24 protein-coding genes and 1 other RNA gene are annotated in these 19525 nt (G+C 59.5%); 7 read left to right on the top strand and 18 right to left on the bottom strand.

Annotated elements, in window-relative coordinates; all coding sequences use genetic code 11:
- Positions 1 to 277: 277 nt before the first annotated feature.
- Complete coding sequence (locus FQ320_RS08830; protein WP_148471345.1) at positions 278 to 727, bottom strand: iron-sulfur cluster assembly scaffold protein; 450 nt, start codon at positions 725 to 727, stop codon at positions 278 to 280.
- A gap of 68 nt (positions 728 to 795) precedes the next feature.
- Between FQ320_RS08830 and hisI the strand changes: the two genes are divergently transcribed.
- Positions 796 to 1158 (top strand): phosphoribosyl-AMP cyclohydrolase, encoded by a 363-nt coding sequence (gene hisI / locus FQ320_RS08825; RefSeq protein ID WP_148471344.1) that lies wholly within the window; start codon positions 796 to 798, stop codon positions 1156 to 1158.
- Between the two features lie 3 nt (positions 1159 to 1161).
- Here hisI and gluQRS read toward each other — a convergent pair whose 3' ends face one another.
- The 3 genes from gluQRS to gyrA form a co-directional block, all read right to left on the bottom strand.
- Entirely contained in the window at positions 1162 to 2031 is an 870-nt protein-coding gene (gluQRS, locus tag FQ320_RS08820; protein ID WP_148471375.1) for a tRNA glutamyl-Q(34) synthetase GluQRS, read from the bottom strand.
- On the bottom strand, positions 2028 to 3377 hold the full coding sequence (gene trmFO, locus FQ320_RS08815; RefSeq protein WP_148471343.1) for a methylenetetrahydrofolate--tRNA-(uracil(54)-C(5))-methyltransferase (FADH(2)-oxidizing) TrmFO: 1350 nt from the start codon (positions 3375 to 3377) through the stop codon (positions 2028 to 2030). The genes gluQRS and trmFO overlap by 4 nt, the downstream gene beginning before the upstream one ends.
- 121 nt (positions 3378 to 3498) lie before the next feature.
- Positions 3499 to 6255 (bottom strand): DNA gyrase subunit A, encoded by a 2757-nt coding sequence (gyrA, locus tag FQ320_RS08810; protein ID WP_148471342.1) that lies wholly within the window; start codon positions 6253 to 6255, stop codon positions 3499 to 3501.
- Positions 6256 to 6446: 191 nt separating this feature from the next.
- Between gyrA and FQ320_RS08805 the strand changes: the two genes are divergently transcribed.
- The gene (locus FQ320_RS08805) at positions 6447 to 6716 is read left to right on the top strand and encodes an usg protein (RefSeq protein WP_148471341.1); all 270 of its coding nucleotides are present in this window, start codon (positions 6447 to 6449) and stop codon (positions 6714 to 6716) included.
- A 31-nt stretch (positions 6717 to 6747) separates the two neighbouring features.
- Here FQ320_RS08805 and speE read toward each other — a convergent pair whose 3' ends face one another.
- Complete coding sequence (gene speE, locus FQ320_RS08800; protein ID WP_148471340.1) at positions 6748 to 7602, bottom strand: polyamine aminopropyltransferase; 855 nt, start codon at positions 7600 to 7602, stop codon at positions 6748 to 6750.
- Between the two features lie 82 nt (positions 7603 to 7684).
- The gene (gene speD, locus FQ320_RS08795; RefSeq protein ID WP_148471339.1) at positions 7685 to 8197 is read right to left on the bottom strand and encodes an adenosylmethionine decarboxylase; all 513 of its coding nucleotides are present in this window, start codon (positions 8195 to 8197) and stop codon (positions 7685 to 7687) included.
- 330 nt (positions 8198 to 8527) lie between these two features.
- On the opposite strand from speD, the gene rplM reads away from it, so the two are divergent.
- Both rplM and rpsI read left to right on the top strand, forming a co-directional pair.
- Positions 8528 to 8989, top strand: a complete 462-nt coding sequence (gene rplM / locus FQ320_RS08790) for a 50S ribosomal protein L13 (protein ID WP_148471338.1) — start codon at positions 8528 to 8530, stop codon at positions 8987 to 8989.
- Between the two features lie 2 nt (positions 8990 to 8991).
- Complete coding sequence (rpsI, locus tag FQ320_RS08785; protein ID WP_148471337.1) at positions 8992 to 9480, top strand: 30S ribosomal protein S9; 489 nt, start codon at positions 8992 to 8994, stop codon at positions 9478 to 9480.
- A 107-nt stretch (positions 9481 to 9587) separates the two neighbouring features.
- On the opposite strand, the gene FQ320_RS08780 is transcribed toward rpsI, so the two are convergent.
- The 11 genes from FQ320_RS08780 to FQ320_RS08740 all read right to left on the bottom strand — a co-directional run bounded on the left by FQ320_RS08780 (position 9588) and on the right by FQ320_RS08740 (position 15170).
- Positions 9588 to 9806 (bottom strand): ribbon-helix-helix domain-containing protein, encoded by a 219-nt coding sequence (locus FQ320_RS08780; protein WP_148471336.1) that lies wholly within the window; start codon positions 9804 to 9806, stop codon positions 9588 to 9590.
- Entirely contained in the window at positions 9803 to 9982 is a 180-nt protein-coding gene (locus FQ320_RS08775; RefSeq protein WP_148471335.1) for a DUF4169 family protein, read from the bottom strand. The genes FQ320_RS08780 and FQ320_RS08775 overlap by 4 nt, the downstream gene beginning before the upstream one ends.
- Positions 9979 to 11370, bottom strand: a complete 1392-nt coding sequence (gene fumC / locus FQ320_RS08770; protein WP_148471334.1) for a class II fumarate hydratase — start codon at positions 11368 to 11370, stop codon at positions 9979 to 9981. Before fumC ends, FQ320_RS08775 begins: the two co-directional genes overlap by 4 nt.
- Positions 11371 to 11520: 150 nt before the next feature.
- Positions 11521 to 11991, bottom strand: a complete 471-nt coding sequence (locus FQ320_RS08765) for an SspB family protein (protein ID WP_148471333.1) — start codon at positions 11989 to 11991, stop codon at positions 11521 to 11523.
- Positions 11961 to 13340, bottom strand: coding sequence for a chromate efflux transporter (gene chrA, locus FQ320_RS08760; protein WP_222861594.1), 1380 nt, complete (start codon positions 13338 to 13340; stop codon positions 11961 to 11963). The genes FQ320_RS08765 and chrA overlap by 31 nt, the downstream gene beginning before the upstream one ends.
- Entirely contained in the window at positions 13340 to 13462 is a 123-nt protein-coding gene (locus FQ320_RS26375) for a hypothetical protein (RefSeq protein ID WP_255509431.1), read from the bottom strand. The genes chrA and FQ320_RS26375 overlap by 1 nt, the downstream gene beginning before the upstream one ends.
- A 113-nt stretch (positions 13463 to 13575) precedes the next feature.
- Entirely contained in the window at positions 13576 to 14001 is a 426-nt protein-coding gene (locus FQ320_RS08755) for an ester cyclase (protein ID WP_148471332.1), read from the bottom strand.
- Positions 14002 to 14133: 132 nt separating this feature from the next.
- The gene (locus tag FQ320_RS26370) at positions 14134 to 14256 is read right to left on the bottom strand and encodes a hypothetical protein (RefSeq protein WP_255509430.1); all 123 of its coding nucleotides are present in this window, start codon (positions 14254 to 14256) and stop codon (positions 14134 to 14136) included.
- The gene (locus FQ320_RS08750; protein WP_148471331.1) at positions 14243 to 14482 is read right to left on the bottom strand and encodes a hypothetical protein; all 240 of its coding nucleotides are present in this window, start codon (positions 14480 to 14482) and stop codon (positions 14243 to 14245) included. Before FQ320_RS08750 ends, FQ320_RS26370 begins: the two co-directional genes overlap by 14 nt.
- Positions 14483 to 14570: 88 nt before the next feature.
- Positions 14571 to 14923: a transfer-messenger RNA gene (gene ssrA / locus FQ320_RS08745) on the bottom strand.
- 25 nt (positions 14924 to 14948) lie between these two features.
- Complete coding sequence (locus FQ320_RS08740) at positions 14949 to 15170, bottom strand: hypothetical protein (protein WP_148471330.1); 222 nt, start codon at positions 15168 to 15170, stop codon at positions 14949 to 14951.
- Between the two features lie 161 nt (positions 15171 to 15331).
- Here FQ320_RS08740 and FQ320_RS08735 point away from each other — a divergent pair, with 161 nt between their 5' ends.
- Positions 15332 to 16546, top strand: coding sequence for an alpha/beta fold hydrolase (locus tag FQ320_RS08735; RefSeq protein WP_148471329.1), 1215 nt, complete (start codon positions 15332 to 15334; stop codon positions 16544 to 16546).
- A gap of 171 nt (positions 16547 to 16717) precedes the next feature.
- On the opposite strand, the gene FQ320_RS08730 is transcribed toward FQ320_RS08735, so the two are convergent.
- A complete protein-coding gene (locus FQ320_RS08730) occupies positions 16718 to 17773 on the bottom strand; it encodes an ABC transporter substrate-binding protein (RefSeq protein ID WP_148471328.1) in 1056 nt (351 codons plus the stop codon).
- A 183-nt stretch (positions 17774 to 17956) separates the two neighbouring features.
- Between FQ320_RS08730 and FQ320_RS08725 the strand changes: the two genes are divergently transcribed.
- Both FQ320_RS08725 and FQ320_RS08720 read left to right on the top strand, forming a co-directional pair.
- Positions 17957 to 18709, top strand: coding sequence for a DUF2182 domain-containing protein (locus FQ320_RS08725; protein WP_148471327.1), 753 nt, complete (start codon positions 17957 to 17959; stop codon positions 18707 to 18709).
- Positions 18710 to 18720: 11 nt separating this feature from the next.
- On the top strand, positions 18721 to 19425 hold the full coding sequence (locus tag FQ320_RS08720) for a DUF1326 domain-containing protein (RefSeq protein WP_148471326.1): 705 nt from the start codon (positions 18721 to 18723) through the stop codon (positions 19423 to 19425).
- The last annotated feature ends 100 nt before the right edge of the window (positions 19426 to 19525 follow it).

Below are 19525 nucleotides of genomic sequence, written 5' to 3'. Positions count from 1 at the left end.
TCGCGCCGGGTCTGCATCCCACTGTCCCCACTGAAGATGCTGTTCTGACTGCCTGTTCCCGGTTCTGCCTCTTGATCCGGGTTGCCCCGCGCCTATGACGAACGCTTACTTGCGCCGCCATCCCGACCGGGATGTGCGGCGCTTTTTTTATCTTTCGGGCAAAGAGTGTCGGACGATGCCGTGGCGCACTCTTGATCGCCCACAGTCCTGCAATTCAGATCCGGAGGCGGGTACATCGCGGGTCGAAAGGCCATCAAACCCGCCGATTGCCGATCTCTCAGGCGCAAACGGTTTTTTCGACCGCGTCCAACGCTTCGATCGTCGCGTCCAGTGCCAACATGATCGAGGCATGGCGGTTCTTGAAATCCTTGGCTGGTTCCAACACGGCCAACCCTTCGAATGGCGGTGCGGGCACCGGTCCTGCGGATTTCAACATCGCCTTCAATTCGTCCCGCGCCTGTTCAACCTCGGCCCTGTTGCGCCCGATGATGTTGCTGCCGACAACCGATGCCGCCGCCTGACCCAAAGCGCATGCTTTGACGTCTTGCGAATAGGCCGCGATCCGGTCGTTTTCCATGCGCAGCTGCACCGAAACCGTCGATCCGCACAATGGCGAGCGTTTGCGCGCCGATCCGTCTGCATGATCCAGCGGTTCGGTCAGCGGCATATCGGCAGCTAGCGCCAAAATACGCCCGGAATAAAGTTTGATCAGATCGCTGTCGGACATTCGTTCGCTTTCGCTTGGCGCCATCATGTCCTAGATAGTCCGCATCCCCTTAAAGGAAAAGGTGCGCCATGCCATTCGATCCCGCCTCGCTCAGCTTTAACGCCGACGGCCTGTTGCCGGTCATCGCGCAGGACGCGACCAGTGGCGAGGTGTTGATGCTCGCCTGGATGAACGCCGCTGCGGTAGAGAAAACCCTGGAAACCGGGCGTGTCACCTATTGGTCGCGCTCGCGCCAATCCTACTGGATCAAGGGTGAAAGCAGCGGCCATGTGCAGCACCTGGTCGAATTGCGCATTGATTGCGACCGGGATTGCCTTTTGGCATTGGTGGATCAGACTGGACCGGCCTGCCACACCAATCGCCGAAGCTGTTTTTACACCGCTCTGCGCGAGGGCGACGAGGTGGAATTGTCGGCTCCCATGCCGACCTGAACATCAGGCGCCAAGACCCACCATATGGCGGATATCGGCAGGGCTGGCGCCCTCTGCGCGGAATTTGCAAAGTGCGCGATCGTCGTCTCGCTTTGCCAGACGCCGGCCTGTTGCGTCGCGGATCAGGTGATGATGATGATAGACCGGCGTCGGCAGTCCCAGAAGGTGTTGTAGGACCACATGAATTTTCGTCGCCTCGAAAAGATCATTGCCGCGCACGACATGGGTGATGCCCTGTGCCGCATCGTCCAGAACGACCGACAGGTGGTATGACGTGCCCATATCGCGCCGGGCCAGAACAATATCGCCGATGCTGCTGCGAATCTCTTTCCCGAACCGAATATTTCCGGTTTCGCTATCTGGCCCGGCTCCGGTTTCGGTGAACCGGAGGGAGGAGGTCAAATTGTCGCCGGTCGCTTCTTCCATTCTCAGCCGCAGTGCTTGGTCGGGAAGCGGAGCGCCCGTGATATGCGCTCCTGCCGTGCGACAGGTGCCCGGATAGACAACGCCATCGGGCCCGGTGACCGGATGCGCGCCTTCCTGTGGTGCACCCGCAGCTTCGAGAATGTCGCGCCGGTTGCAGGTACAGGCGTATATCGCGTTGCGCGTCCACAAAGAGTTAAGACTGTCACGATATATCTTCAGCCGATCGGACTGCCGCATCACCGGTTCTGGCCAGGTCAGGCCGAGCCAGGCGAGATCGTCGAAGATCTGCGCCTCCCATTCCGGGCGGGCGCGGCTTTGATCGATGTCCTCGATACGCAAGAGGAACCTACCGCCGGCCGCAACGGCCATATCATGCGCCAAAATGGCGGAAAAAGCATGGCCAAGGTGCAGAGGCCCGGTAGGTGACGGGGCGAAACGGGTGATCAGGCGGGCACCCGATCCGATGCAAGCCAGTCCAGCCAATCGGCTTTGGCCCGGTCGGTATAGGCTTTGTAACGGTCGCGACGCCCGCGGCGTCCTGATTTCAGCCCTTCAACCGGCGGAAACAGCCCGAAATTTACGTTCATCGGTTGGAATGTCTTCGCATCAGCTCCGCCGGTGATATGCGTCATCAGCGCACCTGTGGCAGTGGTCGCAGGCACTGGGGGCAACGCCTGACCGGTCAGTTCGGCCACTGCCAGCCGCGCCGCAAGCAAACCCATGGCGGCGGATTCGACATAGCCTTCGACGCCAGTGATCTGTCCGGCAAAGCGGATATTCGGGCGCGATTTCAATCGCAACTGATCATCAAGAAGCGTCGGCGCGTTGAGAAAGGTATTTCGGTGGATGCCGCCCAACCGGGCGAAACTGGCATCCTGCAAGCCGGGAATCATCTTGAAAACAGCAGTTTGCGCGCCATACTTCATCTTGGTTTGAAAGCCGACGATATTGTAAAGTGTTCCCAACTTGTTGTCGCGGCGCAGTTGTACGACGGCATAGGGTTTGGCGTCGGGACGATGGGCGTTGGTCAATCCAATGGGCTTCATCGGACCAAATCGCAATGTCTCGCGGCCACGTTCTGCCATCACTTCGATCGGCAGGCATCCGTCGAAATAACCCGCAGTTTCGCCCGCGTGAAATTCGGTCTTTTCAGAGGCGAGAAGAGCGTCGATGAAGGCTTCGTAGGTCGCTTTGTCCATCGGGCAATTAAGATAGGCAGTCCGCTCGTCCTCTGTATCGCCTTTGTCATAGCGGGACTGCCGCCATGCCACTGACATATCTACGCTTTCGGCGTGGACGATGGGTGCGATGGCGTCGAAAAATGCCAGAGCATCGGCTCCGGTTTCGGTACGGATCGATTCAGCCAAAGCGCCTGAGGTCAGCGGCCCGGTGGCGATAATCCAATGTCCTTCGGTGGGAAGCGAAGTAATTTCAGACCCTTGCAGGGTGATCTTCGGGTGATCTGTCAAGCGTCGAGTGACCGTTTCTGCAAACGGATCGCGATCCACCGCCAGCGCGCCTCCTGCTGGCAAGCGATGATCGTTCGCGACGTCCATGATCAGCCCGCCCGCCGCGCGCATCTCCCAATGTAGCAATCCCACCGCATTCTGTTCGTCATCGTCCGAGCGAAACGAATTGGAACAGACCATTTCGGCCAGATGTCCGGTTCGGTGGGCGAAAGTTCCGACAGAAGGGCGCATTTCGTGAAGCACCACGTTGAGGCCTGCGTTTGCAGCCTGCCACGCGGCCTCGGATCCGGCCATGCCGCCGCCGATGATGTTGAGTGTATCCATGCCTGCGATCTAGCCTTGCGCGGGCGAAAAGGAAAGGCCCGCGAAATCTGTCGATGGTACCGATTGCTCAGGATGGTCCGGCACCAGCCCCAAAGGGCGTTGGCGCCGGATTATCATGCAATCATTCCAGTGCGACGTCAGAGCCGTCGGCCTCGACCTCGGCTTCTTCACCTTGGTCGGCGATTCTGGCGACGCTGACCACTTCTTCTTCGGGGCCGGTGTTGAACACTTTGACACCGCCAGCGCCGCGCGACCGGAATGAGATACCTTCAACGGGCACGCGGATCGACTGTCCGTTTGAAGTCGCCAGCATGATCTGATCGTCCAGATCGACCGGGAATGTCGCAACCAGATTGCCACCGCGCATCGCCCGGTCCATTGCCGAAACCCCTTGGCCCCCGCGACCGCGAACAGGATAATCGTGGCTGGAGCTAAGCTTGCCTGACCCTCTTGAAGTGATTGTCAGGATCAGATCCTCGGCCGCAGACATTTCAGCATAGCGCTCGTTGGTGAAATCGGTCGCTTCTGCGGTTTGATCCTCATCTTCGTTCTCGGCATCGTCGGCCAGACCGGCCATGGCGCGGCGCATCTTCAGATAGGTTGTCCGCTCTTCCGGTGTCGCCTTGAAGTGGCGGATCACCGCCATGGAAACGACGCGGTCGTCTTCGGCAAGACGGATCCCGCGCACGCCGGTTGAATCGCGGCCCTTGAACACTCTGACAGCGGTTGTGGCAAATCGGATCGCCCGTCCCAATGCCGTCACCAACATCATATCGTCATTTTCGTTGGCGATGCGGGCATTCACAAGTTCAACGTTTTCAGGGAGTTTCATGGCGATCTTGCCATTCGACCTGACGTTGGTGAAATCCGACAGAGCGTTTCGACGCACGCTGCCATCCGAAGTTGCAAATACGATTTGCAATTCGCTCCAATCGGCCTCGTCCCGGTCGACCGGCATGATTGCGGCCACCGATACACCGGTCGGGATCGGCAAGATATTGACGATCGCCTTGCCTTTCGACGTGCGTCCACCCAGCGGCAGGCGCCATGTCTTGAGCTTGTAAGCCATTCCGTCTGTTGTGAAAAACAACAACTGCGTATGGGTGTTGGCGACGAACAGAGTGGTGACGACATCGTCATCCTTCAGGCTGCCGCCTGACATCCCCTTGCCGCCACGACGTTGACTGCGGAAGTCGACCAACGGCGTACGCTTGATATATCCAGTCTGGGTAATCGTCACGACCATGTCTTCACGTTCGATCAGATCTTCGTCGTCCAGGTCGCCGGCCCAATCGACGATTTCGGTGCGGCGGGGCACAGCGAACAGATCCCTGATCTCTTGCAGCTCGGTCGAGATGATCTCCATAATCCGCTCGCGGGATCTGAGGATGTCGAGGTAATCCCTTATTTTCGCGGCCAATTCCTCAAGCTCGTCGGTCACTTCCTTGACGCCGATCTGGGTCAGACGCTGCAACCGCAACTCAAGGATGGCACGGGCCTGAATTTCCGACAGATGATAGGTTCCGTCCTCGTTCACCGTGTGGCTTGGATCATCGATCAGGCGGATATAGGACGCGATTTCATGGGCAGGCCAGGCGCGTTCCATCAATTTGTGCCGGGCTTCCGGCGCGTCGGCGCTTGCGCGGATGGTCGCGACCACCTCATCGACGTTTGACACGGCGACAGCCAGACCGCACAGGATATGGCTGCGTTCGCGCGCTTTGCGCAATTCATAAGCGGTGCGGCGCGCCACGACTTCTTCGCGGAAGGTGATAAAGCTTGTCAGGAAGTCGCGCAGCGTCAATTGCTCTGGGCGCCCGCCGTTCAGGGCCAGCATGTTGCAGCCAAAGTGAGTCTGCATCTGGGTGAAACGGAACAGCTGGTTCAGGACCACTTCGGGCGTGGCATCGCGTTTCAACTCGATCACCACACGTATGCCGATCCGATCAGATTCGTCCTGGACGCTTGAAATGCCCTCAAGCCGTTTGTCACGTACCAGTTCGGCAATCTTCTCGATCATGGAGGCCTTGTTCACCTGATAAGGAATCTCATCGAGAACAATGGCATAGCGGTCTTTCCTGATCTCCTCGATCCGCGTTTTCGCACGGATGATGACGCTGCCGCGCCCCTCGAGATAGGCTTTGCGCGCGCCAGAGCGACCGAGGATAAGACCGCCGGTGGGAAAATCGGGCGCGGGCACGATCTCCATCAACTGCTCGGACGTCATGTCGGGGTCGCCGATCAGCGCAAGCGTCGCATCGATCACTTCGCCCAGATTGTGCGGCGGGATGTTGGTGGCCATGCCGACGGCGATGCCGCCCGCGCCATTGACCAGCATGTTGGGAAACCGTGCGGGAAGGACGGTGGGCTCACGGTCCTTGCCATCATAGTTGTCCTGAAAATCGACCGTGTCTTTTTCGATGTCCGCCAGCAGGTAATGCGCCGGGCGGTCCATCCTGACTTCGGTATATCGCATCGCGGCGGCCGGATCGCCGTCCATCGAGCCAAAGTTGCCCTGTCCGTCGAGCAAAGGCAGGGACATGGAAAAGTCTTGGGCCATACGCACGAGCGCTTCATAGATCGCCGAGTCGCCATGGGGGTGGAATTTACCCATCACATCCCCAACCGGGCGCGCCGATTTGCGATAAGACTTCTCGTGGGTGTTGCCGGTTTCGTGCATGGCATAAAGGATCCGCCGGTGCACAGGTTTCAATCCGTCACGCAGGTCAGGGATCGCGCGGGACACGATGACCGACATGGCATAGTCGAGAAACGATTTCCGCATCTCGTCGGCGATCGAAATGACCTCGCCATGATAGACAGGGCGTTCCGGCGGAATTTCGTCTTCGTTTTCGGGGGTTTGCGGTGTATCGTTCACGTTGCCCGCTGCTCCTCGGGATAACCTAATTTGGCGTTATGAAGGGTATACCAGAGCGTTCACGTGGCGTGCAATGGCTGCCCGGCGATTGTACCGGCAGCCAGCAGTGTTGAGTGATAACACATTGTTTTTATTGCAAAGTAATTCAGGTCTGTCATAATTTCTTTATGAGGCAATCGAAAGGCATGACCATGGCGATGTCTGAAACCGAAATGATGCTCAAGGGATACGGGCTGACGACGGCTGAAATGTTCTACCGGATGCCGGATTTTCATAGTGTTCTCAACACTTTCGTCTGGCAAGACTATGACGTCGCACCGGACCATCCGCGTCTGTTCAAGTTCATTGAATTCTGGCAGGAAGAGATCGAGGGAAAATTGCATTCGGTGCGGTTCACCCATCGCAAGATGATTGCGTCGGGTGAGTGGCGCAATGTCACCGGCGAATTCACCCTGCACTAACACCGGCGGGTAAATCGCACGGCCCGGGAGATCAGGGCAGCAGCCGCGCGACATAGCCGGGCAGGGCAAAGGCGCCTTTGTGCACCTCGGGCGTATAGTAATCGGTGGCGATCTCGGCCGCTTGGAAGCGTTGGGCCAGCGTCTCCACCGTGACCTGCCGCGCCGTGCCATCGGTGCCCCAGCCGAATGCCATCGGTCCCCCCGCATAGGTCGGCACCGTCGCCAGATAGCAGGTGCTGTCGGCGAACAACGCTTTGAAGGCGCGCATCGTGTTGGTCAGCTCTGCCCCCTGCAGGAAGGGCACACCGTTCTGCGTCACAAGGATGCCACCGGGATTGAGTGCGCGGTGGGCATGGCCATAGAAGGTGTCGGTGAAAAGAACCTCGCCCGGGCCGACGGGGTCGGTGGAATCCACGATAATTACATCGAACCTGTCGGAGGTGGACCGCATAAAGGCGGCGCCATCGTCGATTGTCAGATGCAGGCGCGGATCGTCAAAGGCACCAGCAGAAATATCGGGCAGATATTCACGGCAGAATTCCACCACACCTGCATCGATTTCAACCATCGTGACATGTTCGACGCTGGTATGGCGCAGCACTTCGCGTGCCATGCCGCCGTCACCGCCGCCGATGATCAGCACCCGTTTCGCTTCGCCATGAGCGAGAAGCGGCACATGGGTCAGCATTTCGTGATAGATGAAATTGTCGCGCGTCGTCACCTGCACCACATTGTCCAGCGTCAGAATGCGTCCGAAAGTTGGGTTTTCGAACACCCGAAGACGCTGATGCTCGGTCTGGCTGTCATAGAGCACGCGGGATTCGCGCAATGCCTGCGCATGGTCGTCATGCAGACGCTCAAGGGTCCAGCCGGGCAGGGTGGTCATGGCGGTGTTCCTTCGCTTTGACAGTTTTCCGGTCGCGTCTCGCACGGGTTCAGGCGTGAGACGCGACCGGAAGATCGGCAGGTCAGGCGGCGACCGTGTCGGTAACCAATCCGTCGCCGCGCAACAGTTCGCGCACCCGCACGTCATCTGTCGCAAATGCGGATTTCAACACATCGACAGCGCGCCATGGGTTGGCGTCGCCGCACATGAACACGTCGAACGCGCCATAGCCGATTTCGGGCCATGTGTGCACCGAGATGTGCGATTCAGCCAAAACAGCCACGCCGCTTACGCCCTGAGGCGAAAACTTGTGAGTGTGGATATGCAGCAGGGTCGCGCCGCACAATTCGACGGAATCGCGAAACGCCTGTTGGATGCGCGCTTCATCATCCAGTCCGTGACCGTTCACGACTTCGATAATCAGATGCGTGCCGGCAAAAACCTTGCCGTCGCGGCGAATGAAGTGATCGTCGCGGTCCGTGTCAAGCACGTCACGCATGTTGTCGGTTTGCGCAGCGGTGTTGCTGCGTTTTTCTTCCTCTTGGGCGCCAGTCTCCAGACCGATCCCCAGTTGAAAGAGGTTGGAGCCATTCATGGCCTATCCCCTTTGTTCCAGCAGATTGAAATCCGTGGTCCCTTAGCGCCCCCCCGGTTTGTCGAGGTTAGGATCGGTCCCGCACGAACGCTCCACCTATGATCCCCGGCCCCCTGTTGCAAGCCCTTTGTCTGCGCAGTGGCAAAAAGATCCGCCACCGGGGTGCGAAAATGCCGGTTGATTGGAGGTATTCTAATACCTTAATTGTAAGACATTGAAACAGCTATGTAAATCCGGTGACTTGCCGATTGACTGTGCCGCGCGATGGGTTAGAACTCCGACATCCCGAGGTGGCGCTATCGCCACACGCATTCTCGACAGGACGAACAAATGAAAACCTTTACCGCGACACCGGCGGATATCGACAAGCAGTGGATCATTATCGACGCCGAAGGCGTTGTCCTTGGTCGCCTTGCATCGATCATTGCCATGCGTCTGCGCGGCAAGCACAAGCCGAGCTTCACGCCTCACATGGACATGGGTGACAATGTCATCGTGATCAACGCCGACAAGTTGCAGATCACCGGCAACAAGCGCGAAGAGCGCCATTACTGGCACACCGGATATCCCGGCGGCATCAAATCGCGCAGCATCGGCCAGATCATGGACGGCAAGCACCCCGAGCGCGTGCTGACCCTGGCCATCAAGCGCATGCTGCCCGGTGGCAAGCTGAGCCGCCAGCAGATGACCAACCTGCGCATCTATGCCAGCGCCGAGCATCCGCACGAAGCGCAGAACCCCACGGTTCTGGACGTCGCAGCGATGAACAAGAAAAACACCCGGAGCGCATGAGCATGGCCGACGAAATCAAATCTCTCGACGATCTGAACGAGATCGTGTCGGGCACCCCCGCCGCGATCGAAACCAAGCCGCTGCACGAAGCGGTGCGCGATGAGCTGGGCCGGTCCTATGCCACGGGCAAGCGCAAGGATGCGGTCGCGCGGGTCTGGATCCGTCCGGGTTCGGGCAAGGTGACGATCAACGGCAAAGCGCAGGACGATTATTTCGCCCGTCCGGTGTTGCAGATGATCCTGCGCCAGCCGTTCCAGATCACCAATACCGAAGGTCAGTTCGACGTGATCGCAACCGTCAAGGGTGGCGGACTGTCCGGACAGGCGGGCGCGGTAAAGCATGGCGTTTCCAAAGCGTTGCAACTTTACGAACCGACCCTGCGCACCGCTCTGAAGGCCGCCGGTTTCCTCACCCGTGACAGCCGCGTGGTCGAGCGTAAGAAATACGGCAAGGCAAAAGCGCGTAAGAGCTTCCAGTTCTCCAAGCGCTGATTGGCGGGTTATCCTCCATTCGCACGATGTTTCGGGCCGCCCTCAGGGGCGGCCCTTTTCGTTTCTGCAATGGGGAAATGTTGACGCCGGGTGGATGAATTTTCAGCTCAGCCGTCGCGGATCGCACGAAAAAGATGCAGGCGGATCGCGGTGGCCAGACCGGTGTCGGGGTGGCGGGCGGCGTCGATTTCGGCGGCCAGATCGTTGATCGGGCGTCCCTGAGCGGCAGCCTGCGCCCGCAGGGCCTGCCAGAAATCCTCTTCGAGCGAGACTGAAGTGCGATGCCCGCGCAGGGTGAGAGAATGTTTGCGCGGGCGGTCGTTCATTCGTCTTCGGACAGGTGACTGTCCAACGCTCGGGCGGCGCGGGCGTTTCGCGTCGCCTCCAGGATCTTCTGCGCCTTGGAGCGCGCAAATTTCACCGCATTTGCATCAGCGTCGGACTTTGCTTCGGCGCGGGCGCGATCCTTGCGGGCGCGGTTGAGGTTGATCGGTTCGCTCATTTCGGACCGATCATGGTTTCGGGGCGGACGACCCGGTCAAAGGTTTCCTCGTCCACAAAACCAAGGCCGATCGCCTCTTGCTTCAGCGTGGTGCCGTTCTTGTGGGCGGTCTTGGCGACCATCGTGGCATTGTCATAGCCGATGGTCGGGGCCAGCGCGGTGACCAGCATCAGCGATTCATTCATGATTTTCGCGATCCGGTCACGGTTCGCTTCGATCCCGACGACGCAATTGTCGGTAAATGCAGCCGAAGCATCGCCCAAGAGCTGCATGGATTGCAAAACGTTATAGGCCATCATCGGCTTGAATACGTTCAGTTCGAAATGCCCCTGTGATCCGGCGAAACCGACCGCTGCATCATTGCCAAAGACATGGGCGCAAACCTGGGTCAGCGCCTCGCACTGGGTCGGGTTGACCTTGCCTGGCATGATCGACGATCCGGGTTCATTTTCCGGCAGCATCAACTCGCCCAGACCACAGCGCGGGCCTGAGCCCAGCAGACGGATGTCGTTGGCAATCTTGAACAGCGATGCGGCAACGGTTTTCAGCGCGCCGGACATTTCCACAAGCGCGTCATGGGCAGCGAGTGCTTCGAACTTGTTGGGCGCGGTGACAAAGGGAATGCCGGTGATTTCGGCCATATTGCCCGCCACTTCCTCGCCCCAACCTTTGGGCGCGTTCAGCCCGGTGCCGACTGCGGTTCCGCCCTGGGCCAATTCGTGAATGTGGGGCAGGGCGGCCTTGACCCGCTTGATCGACATGGCAACCTGATGGGCATAGCCGGAAAATTCCTGTGCCAGCGTCAGGGGCGTCGCGTCCATCATGTGGGTGCGGCCGATTTTTATGATCCCGTCGAATTCCGCGACCTTGGCGACCAATGCGCGGTGCAGTTTCTCCAGCCCCGGCAATGTGACATCGCGCGCCGTCATCGCCACGGCGATATGCATGGCGGTGGGGAAGGTGTCGTTCGAGGACTGGCCCATGTTGACGTGGTCATTGGGGTGGACCGGGTCTTTCGATCCGATGGTTCCGCCCAGAATTTCGATCGCGCGGTTCGAGATCACCTCGTTCGCGTTCATGTTCGACTGGGTGCCCGATCCGGTTTGCCAGACGACCAGCGGAAAGTTGTCATCAAACTTGCCCTCGGCCACTTCGGATGCGGCCCGGATTATCGCGTCGGCCTTTGTGGCGTCGAGCTTGCCCGAGGCCTTGTTCGCCGTGGCGCAGGCCTGTTTGATCACCCCGAGAGCGCGCACAATGGCCACGGGCTGTTTTTCCCAGCCAATGGGGAAATTCAGAAGCGAACGCTGAGTCTGTGCGCCCCAATATCTATCGGCGGGCACCTCAAGCGGTCCAAAGCTGTCGGTTTCTGTGCGGGTGTTCGCCATCTCGGCCTCCTGAGCGTCGTTTGCGCCGTCTTAGGCGTGCAGGGCGGGGAAATCAATTCGGATGACCCATGGCAAATGCCGCAATTTCCGTCGAGGCGGGCGCAACCGTGCAAGGGATGAAGGGCAACCCGGCGCAAAGCAGATCGCGGTTCAGGATTTGCGGAAGCTGTCGAGACTCACGACCTGCGCCGCCGGGGCTTTATTCTCTTTGGTTCCGGGGTCTGCGTCGTCGGGATCCGTGTCATCGTCGGTGTCGTCGTCTTCGCGGGTCTGGGTTTCAAACCGCAGCCCGAATTCGACCGAAGGGTCCACAAAAGTGCGGATCGCATCATAGGGGATATACAGCGGTTCGGGATCTTCGCCAAAGTTCAGGGTGACCGAAAAACCATCATTCGTGACGTCAAGATTGTCGAACCAATGTTGCATGACCACGGTCATTTCGTCGGGATACCGGTCGGAAAGCCAGTCGGCAATCTCCACATCGGGATGCATTGTGTCGAAGGTTATGAAAAAATGGTGGTCGCCCGGCAGGCCGCGCACCGACACATCGTTCAGCACTTCCTGTATCAGCCCGCGCATGGCGCGATGCATCAAGTTTCCATAGTCGATCTTGCGCGACATTTCCGGCCCTCTTTAAGTGGTCCCACCATAGTGCATTCCCGGGTGATGGAAAGGGCGGGTGGGCGAATTTCACCCCTGATGGAGGCGACGGGGTTCAGTCCGGCCGCCGACAGGGCGACGCCCGCCACCGCGGTCAGCGCCAGTACTGCCATCAGTGGCCAGTGCCGCATCAGTAACAGAACCGCAGCCAGAAGGGCCAGAGCCACAGCGGCAAGGTTCAGCGTGGCGGGATCGGGGCGGACAATGGACAAAGGGCCAAGGTGGAAGGTGCCGACCGTGCCAAAGAAGACATGGACCGCAAACCAGATCGACAGGTTCAGGATCACCCCGACAACGGCGGCGGTGATCGCGGTCAACGCGCCGCTCAGACGCGGGCGACCCGAAATCCAGTCGAGCCAGGGCGCCCCGGCCAGAATCCACAGGAAACAGGGCACGAAGGTGACCCAAAGCGTGACCATCCCCGCAACAAATGCCAGCAAAATCCCCCCCGAACCAAAGCCCGCCATGAACCCGACGAATTGCGTCACCAGAATCAGAGGGCCCGGCGTGGTTTCGGCCAGACCCAGCGCATCCATCATCTGCGCTGTGGTCAGCCAGCCCTTTTGTGTAACCACCTCCTGCGTCATATAGGCAAGGACGGCGTAGGCGCCGCCAAATGTGACAATCGCAAGCGTGGAAAAGAATGTCGCGATCTCGAACAGCAGCGGCTGATTCGCGATGGCCAGAACACCAACAGGCGCGGCCCAGAGCGCCAGCCAGATCGCAACAGTACGCGCGGTGCGTGGGCGGGCCGGGGGTGCCACAGGGATTGCTCCGGTGCCCTGCGCGGTCATCGCGCCGAACAGACCCGCGGCGGCAATGATCAGCGGAAACGGCAATTGCAGCGCAAAGATCGCCAGAAATGACAGCCCGGCGATGACGACGCCCTGAACACCCTTCAGCGCCCGTTTGGATACTCGCAGCAACGCCTCGATCACGATGATCACCACGGTTGCCTTGACCCCGAGAAACAGCGACTGCACCAGCGGCACACCGCCAAAATGGGCATAGATCAGCGCCAGCACAAATATCACCAGCGCGCCCGGCACAACGAACAGCAGCCCGGCGATCAGCCCGCCAGACGTGCCGCGCAGCCGCCAGCCGGCATAGGTTGCCAGTTGCATCGCCTCGGGGCCGGGCAGCAGCATGCAGAAGGACAGGGCGTTCAGGAATTGGGTTTCCGTCAGCCATGGACGCCGCTCAACCAGCTCGCGGTGCATCAGCGCGATCTGGGCCGCGGGACCGCCAAAGGACAGCAGGCCGATGCGTCCGAATATGGCCAGAAATTCGTTCAGCGTCGGTTTCGGAATCAAGGGGTCGCTCCGGTCAGCAGGGCGCCACAGGCAGCGTCGAGCACGGCAATAGTCCGTTGCCAATCCTGAGTGCAGGGCGGCAGATCGGCCAGAACAGTGAAGGACGGGGTGAAATGCATGTGGGGCATCTTTTCGGCAAAAGCCTGCGGATGCGAACCTGAAGCATATGCCTGACGGGGCGGTCGCATGGCCCCGTCTGGATTCGTATACCGAAGGTGGCGCCCTTGGCAAGTCAGCCAAGCGGTTCGCCTGAAAGACACAGTGTCACCGCCTCGTGCGGGATAAGTCCAAGCTGTTGAAAAAGTCCGAGGAAATCGAAGTGGTTATAAACTTCGACGATCTTGCCATCCTTAAACCGCGCCATGATCTGGCCGGTTGCGCTGATCTGGTCAGGGCCGATCTGTGACTGCGCACGCACCCGCATCATCATCGCAACCCAATCTTCGTCTTCCAACATCTTGACCAGACTGATTTCCGGTTCCTGAACAAGATTAAGCAGCGCCATGACCATGGTTTTAAAGTCTTCGGGCGTCAGCGTCATGTCGGGCAACAGCCCGTCTGCACCGGCATCTGGCGCAAACAGCTGATCGACGGCGCCAAGATCGCCGTTGATCCAGACCGCTTGAATAAAATTCTGGAGCAATTCGGAATTGGTCATCGGGGCACCTTGCGTGAGAGCTTTGTCCCAACGCTAGGCGCAGATGCTTACGAAAGTCTGAACTGGTCTGAACTGAGAGGAGAAAGCGGCAAGGCCGGACCGACCAGCAGCGCCCTTTGGCTCAGGAGGTGGTTACCCTGCCGGATGTTGGCGGGTCTTGTCGTCCAGATGTTTTTCCGAACGGCGCAGCATATAGATACCGCCCCCGGCCACAGCCAGCGCGATCACCGGAACAATGAATTCAAACAGGGTCATGTTTCATCTCCTTGCGCAGTCTCCCTAATATATAGTGCGAGACCGCATGCATTGCGAGTCCGATGACGCCCCACCACACCACCGCCCAGGTCGGATTGCTGGGTGTTTCTGTCAATGGCCGCAGCACCGCAAAGCCGATCAGACCGAGACCGATGGCATTCAGAAACCCGGCAAACAGCTTTACCCGCTCGTTGAAAGCAACCAGTTTATCGCGTTCGGTTTGCATGGGGTTAGTCTGTCTCCGGTGCATAACTCCGAGAGGGGCAATCAAGCGGAAAATGATTAGATATCAGATACCTGCCGCATGAAGTGAAAGTGCAGGCTTCTGTTGCCAGGTGCCTGCGGACCCCGCCCTACGCGGCTAGGCGTAAGGACTTAAGTATCGGTCTAGTGACAGCTTACGCTGCGACTGCGACCGGAGCATGGTTGTTGTTGGCAACTATACTATATTGCACCGATATCGGTGGTAGCTCACCGAGTAAAAGCAAACAGCTTTAGACGTTTGTCGATCCTATTTCGGCCCCATGTTCCCCCAACAAGGGATGTTTGGTGGAGCCGCCGGGTACCGCCCCCGGGTCCAATCCGCTTATTACCTGCGCGTTTATCACCATATTCGGGTTGCCCCGACAGGATGAATGTAGGACGGGACGGATCATCGTGCAAGGGGTGGTGTGGCGGGTTTATCGCCGGATTCATTTCCCTGCGGTTGGGTCCGTGCCGGTAGGGCCGCCGGGTGCGATGCGGGCAATCCCGGCCGAAATCGCCATGCGCAATCGCCGGGCGGTGGCACGGCTGGCAAGTGCAGCCGTCATGTTCAGCACCTGTTCCGCGCGCATGTTGCGCCCATGCGTCATATAGTGGTCGGTATCGATGGAGCCATCCGGGCGACGCTGAATTCCTTTATCGGGTTTCATCTGCTTTCCTCGCGGCCATGTTTTCAGGTCACGATCATTTCAGCACAGCCGCATCCCCGACGCTTTGTGATCAGCGTGTGGGACGCTTGTGATTCACTTGTCATTCCGGTCGTGGTCCGATTTTCCTTGAGAAATGCGTCCCTCTGACCGTTGAATGGGGCATGATCTTTCGCTTTGGCACCTGCCTGCTGGATTCGGACCGTTACGAATTCTTTCGCTGCGGCGATCCTGTTCATCTGGAGCCGCAGGTTTTTACGCTGCTTCAGGTGCTGGTGACCCGGCCGGGTGATGTGATCACGAAAGAGCATCTTGTCGAAACGGTCTGGCAAGGGCTGAACGTCTCGGATTCGACAATCAACGCCCGGATCAATGCCGCGCGAAAAGCGGTGGGTGACAATGGCCGGGATCAGCGGATCATCCGCACCATCCACGGGCGCGGGTTTCAATTGGCGGTTGATGTCGAGACAGATGGACAGGGCGTGCGTGATGTGTCGCCAGGCATCGGCGTCGTTCAGCAGGACGTCAGATTTGCGAAATCCTCGGGCGGGGCGCGAATTGCCCACGCCACATGCGGCAGCGGCCCGCCGCTGGTGCGTATGGGGCATTGGCTGTCGCATCTGGAACTGGATTGGGACAGCCCGGTCTGGCGGCCGTTGATTACCGCCTTGTCGCACCATCATACGTTGTATCGGTACGATCAGCGGGGCACCGGCCTGTCCGGTCGGGCTCTGGACAACGTAACGTTGGATGATTTTGTCGATGATCTGGCGGCGGTGGCGGATGCGTGCGGGCTTGACCGGTTTCCGATCTTTGCGGCCTCTCAGGCCGTGCCGGTGGCGGTCCGGTTTGCAACCCGGTTTCCCGAGCGGCTGAGTGCCATGGTCCTGTACGGCGGATTTGCACAGGGCCGTGCGCTGCGCGATCCGTTGAGCGGTGACATTGACGAGGATACGGTGCTCAGTCTTATCCGAGCGGGATGGGGACGCGAAAACAGCCCCTTTGTGCGCGCCTTCGCAACGCTTTTCGTGCCGGACGCGACACAAGAACAGCTCGACAGCCTTGTGCGGATGCAGATGCAATCGGTATCACCCGAAAACGCGGCGACCCTGCGTCAGATTATCGATCGGTTCTCGGTAGTGGATGAGCTTTCAATGGTCACCACCCCGACATTGGTGATCCATGCCGATGCGGATGCGATCCAGCCTGTCGATCAAGGCAGGCTTCTGGCCGCGGAAATACCGGGGGCAAAGTTCGTCATGCTGGAAAGTCGCAACCATATTCCGCTGCCACAAGAAGCAAGTTGGGACCGGTTGGTGTTGGAAACTCTGACGTTCATCGGCGGGCAGGGGTACAGAATGCGGGGGCCTGCAGGTTGAGCCATCAGGCACAGTGTGATTTGGCCCCGCGGGCGGAACGCCGAGACTATCTCTCAGGGCGGCGAGCTGATTCCACTGCCTGATTCGGCGGGTTTACTCGGCCGATTTTTTCGCAGGGTCGGGAATTGACGCCGGACGGCCGGCGTCAATCTGGTTGCGTTGATCCAGGCGTCAGAAGCCTGCCTTGATCTTCTCGAAGGCTTCGGACTGCTTTGTGCGCAACTCGTTGCTCATCGGCAGTTGTGCCAGCACCGGCGCGTCGATCTGGCCAAGGCCAACGGCGGTCAGCGCCTCGTCGCCCACATCGGCCATCGCCTTGGCGTTCGACTGGCCATACCCTGCATCCAGCAGCGCCTGTGTCGACGAAGGGTCGAGCATCGCGTTGAGGAAATCATAGGCTTTGTCCTCGGACCCCTGACCGTCCTTCAGGTTGACGTAACCGCACAGCCACAAGGATGAACCTTCGGTTGTTTCGCGGGCAAACCCGACGGGAAATCCCTCTTCGGTCATGGTCGGCAGGGTTTCGTTCCACGCCCAGGCCACCAGCACCTCTTGCCCCGCCAAAAGCTGCGCCAGCTCGGCCGGATCGGTCCAGTATGTGCGCAGGTTCGGATGCACGTCGCGCAGCCATTGTGCCGCGGCCTCAAACTGTTCGTCGGTCGCATTGGTCCAGTCGTCGGTGCCCGTGGCAAGATACGCCAGCGCAAAGGAGTCGTCGACATTGTCGGGCAGGGTCATCCGCCCGGCGTATTTCGGGTTCAAAAACACATCCAGCGACGCGACATCCTCGGCCGGAACCTCTTCGGTGTTGAATGCGATGGCGGTCGAGCCGAAATCGGTCGGGACGAAATAGGTGTCGGATGCGGCGGCTGCCACGTCCTGCCCCGTCAGGTTGGCATCCAGATCGCCAAAGGCCGTGATCTTGGCCGTGTCCCAAGGCTGCAAAATTCCGGATTCGACCCATTTGGTCACCGAACCGGCGCAGACATGGCTGACATCGGCGCGAAACCCGGAACGCAGTTTCTGGAACGCTTCCTCTTCATCGCCAAAAAACGCGAATTCGGGGCTGGCGCCGTTCTTTTCGACATAGGCCGAATGGAACGCCGGATCCTCGAACCCGGGATAATCGAACACCAGAAGGTCGGTGTCCTGCGCCAGAGCAGGCAGGGCAGCGGCCATCGCGATGACAGAAACCAGAGTGGGGGTGAATGTGAAGAGCTTTGGCATGGCTTCCTTCCCGTGAAAGCATCGGTGACGTTTCAGGAACGCTAGTCGGGCAGGTTCGCTGCGACAAGCAAAAACACCTGTTGGCCCCATGCCGGGCCGATCCCGGGGCAGGCCGGAGGACGAAGTGTTTGACTCGCCGGTCCATGGGCGGAAAGACTGTGGCCATCCGGATCGGAGCCTGCCATGCGCCTGACCTCCCCCGCTTTGCGCAGCCTGCTGTGGCTTGGCTTTTTCGCGGCGATCCTTGCCGCCTGGTGGGTGATGTACGCCATGGCACGCATGTCTGGCGTCGATATTTTCGGTCGGATGACGGGCATGAACATGATGCCGATGGTTCGTTTCGGCACCCTGTTTCCCATGTGGGCAATCATGATGGCGGCAATGATGCTGCCCACCATGGTGCCGACCCTGCGCGCCTATGAGGATCTGATGGTATCGGCCAACGGCACCCGCGCGGGTTGGCTGGGTGTTGTTCTGGGCTATTTCGCGGTTTGGGTGGTCTTTGCTCTGCTGATCGCATTCGTACAGGTGGCTCTGATGCGGGCAGGGGTGCTCAACATCATGGGGGCAGCCACATCCACAGCGGTGGCCGGGCTGTTGCTGATCGTTGTCGGCGCGTTCCAGTTCACCCGGCTGAAAGAGATGTGCCACGGCGTCTGCCACGCGCCTGCCGTGTATTTCCTTCGCCATTGGCGGCTGGGATTTGGCGGCGGGCTGCGCATGGGGCTTGGGCTGGGCGTGTTCTGTGTCGGCTGTTGCTGGGGGTTCATGGTTCTGGGCTTTGTCGGCGGGGTGATGAGTCTGCTATGGATGGGGCTGGCCACCCTGTTCATGGTGCTGGAAAAACTGCCCGATGTCGGGCGGCGGGTGATGCGCCCGGGTGGCGTGGTCTTGATGCTGGGCGGGGCGGTCGTGACGGCCCGCGCGATGATTTGATGGAGGATGACATGGCGACAGAACGCGAAACGTCCGACGGGGTCGCAACGCGCGACCGAAACGTACAAGAGGTGAATAATCCGGCGCGCCGCAAGATGCAGTCGACCGAATGGCGCATGCAGGGCGAATTATTCCTGAACTGTTCCTGTGCCGTATTCTGCCCCTGCGTCGTGTCACTGGGCGCCCATCCTCCGACCGAAGGCCACTGCCACACCTGGATGGCAATCGCCGTGGACAAGGGCCATTTCGAGGGCGAGCCTCTGGACGGTCTCAACATCGGTCTGCTGGTCGACATTCCGGGCCGCATGGCCGAAGGCAACTGGAAGGTCGCCGCGTACATCGATGAAAACGCATCACAAAAGGCATATGACGGGCTGCTGAAAATTCTGTCCGGCGCGGCAGGCGGTACAACCGGACTGTTCACCATGCTGGTCAGCGAGATCATTGGCGCCGAACGTGAAAACGTCCTGATCGAGCGTGAGGGCAAGCGGCGCAGCATTACGATCGGACGCAAGATTCAGGGCGAGATCGAAATGTTGACCGGCAAGTCGCCCGATCATCCGGTGATGATCAGCAACTCGAAATACTGGATGGGCCCCGACATCATCGCGGCGACCGGGCTGAAAAGCCGGGTCCGTGACTATGGCCGGGTGTGGGATTTCGGCGGCAAATCTGCCGAGATCTGCGCCATCGACTGGTCCGGCCCGGGCAAATGAACGGCACATGATGCGGCCGGAACCTGCCGCATGATGGCGCGCACTGCCCGCTGGCAGCAGGCCACACCAATACGCAAAGCAATATCGAAAGCGGTGCCCA

Source organism: Oceaniovalibus sp. ACAM 378, from assembly GCF_008085915.1.
Lineage (GTDB): Bacteria > Pseudomonadota > Alphaproteobacteria > Rhodobacterales > Rhodobacteraceae > Oceaniglobus.
The sequence above is the reverse complement of the archived record's forward strand: the minus strand, read 5'-3'. Positions and strand labels throughout refer to the sequence as shown.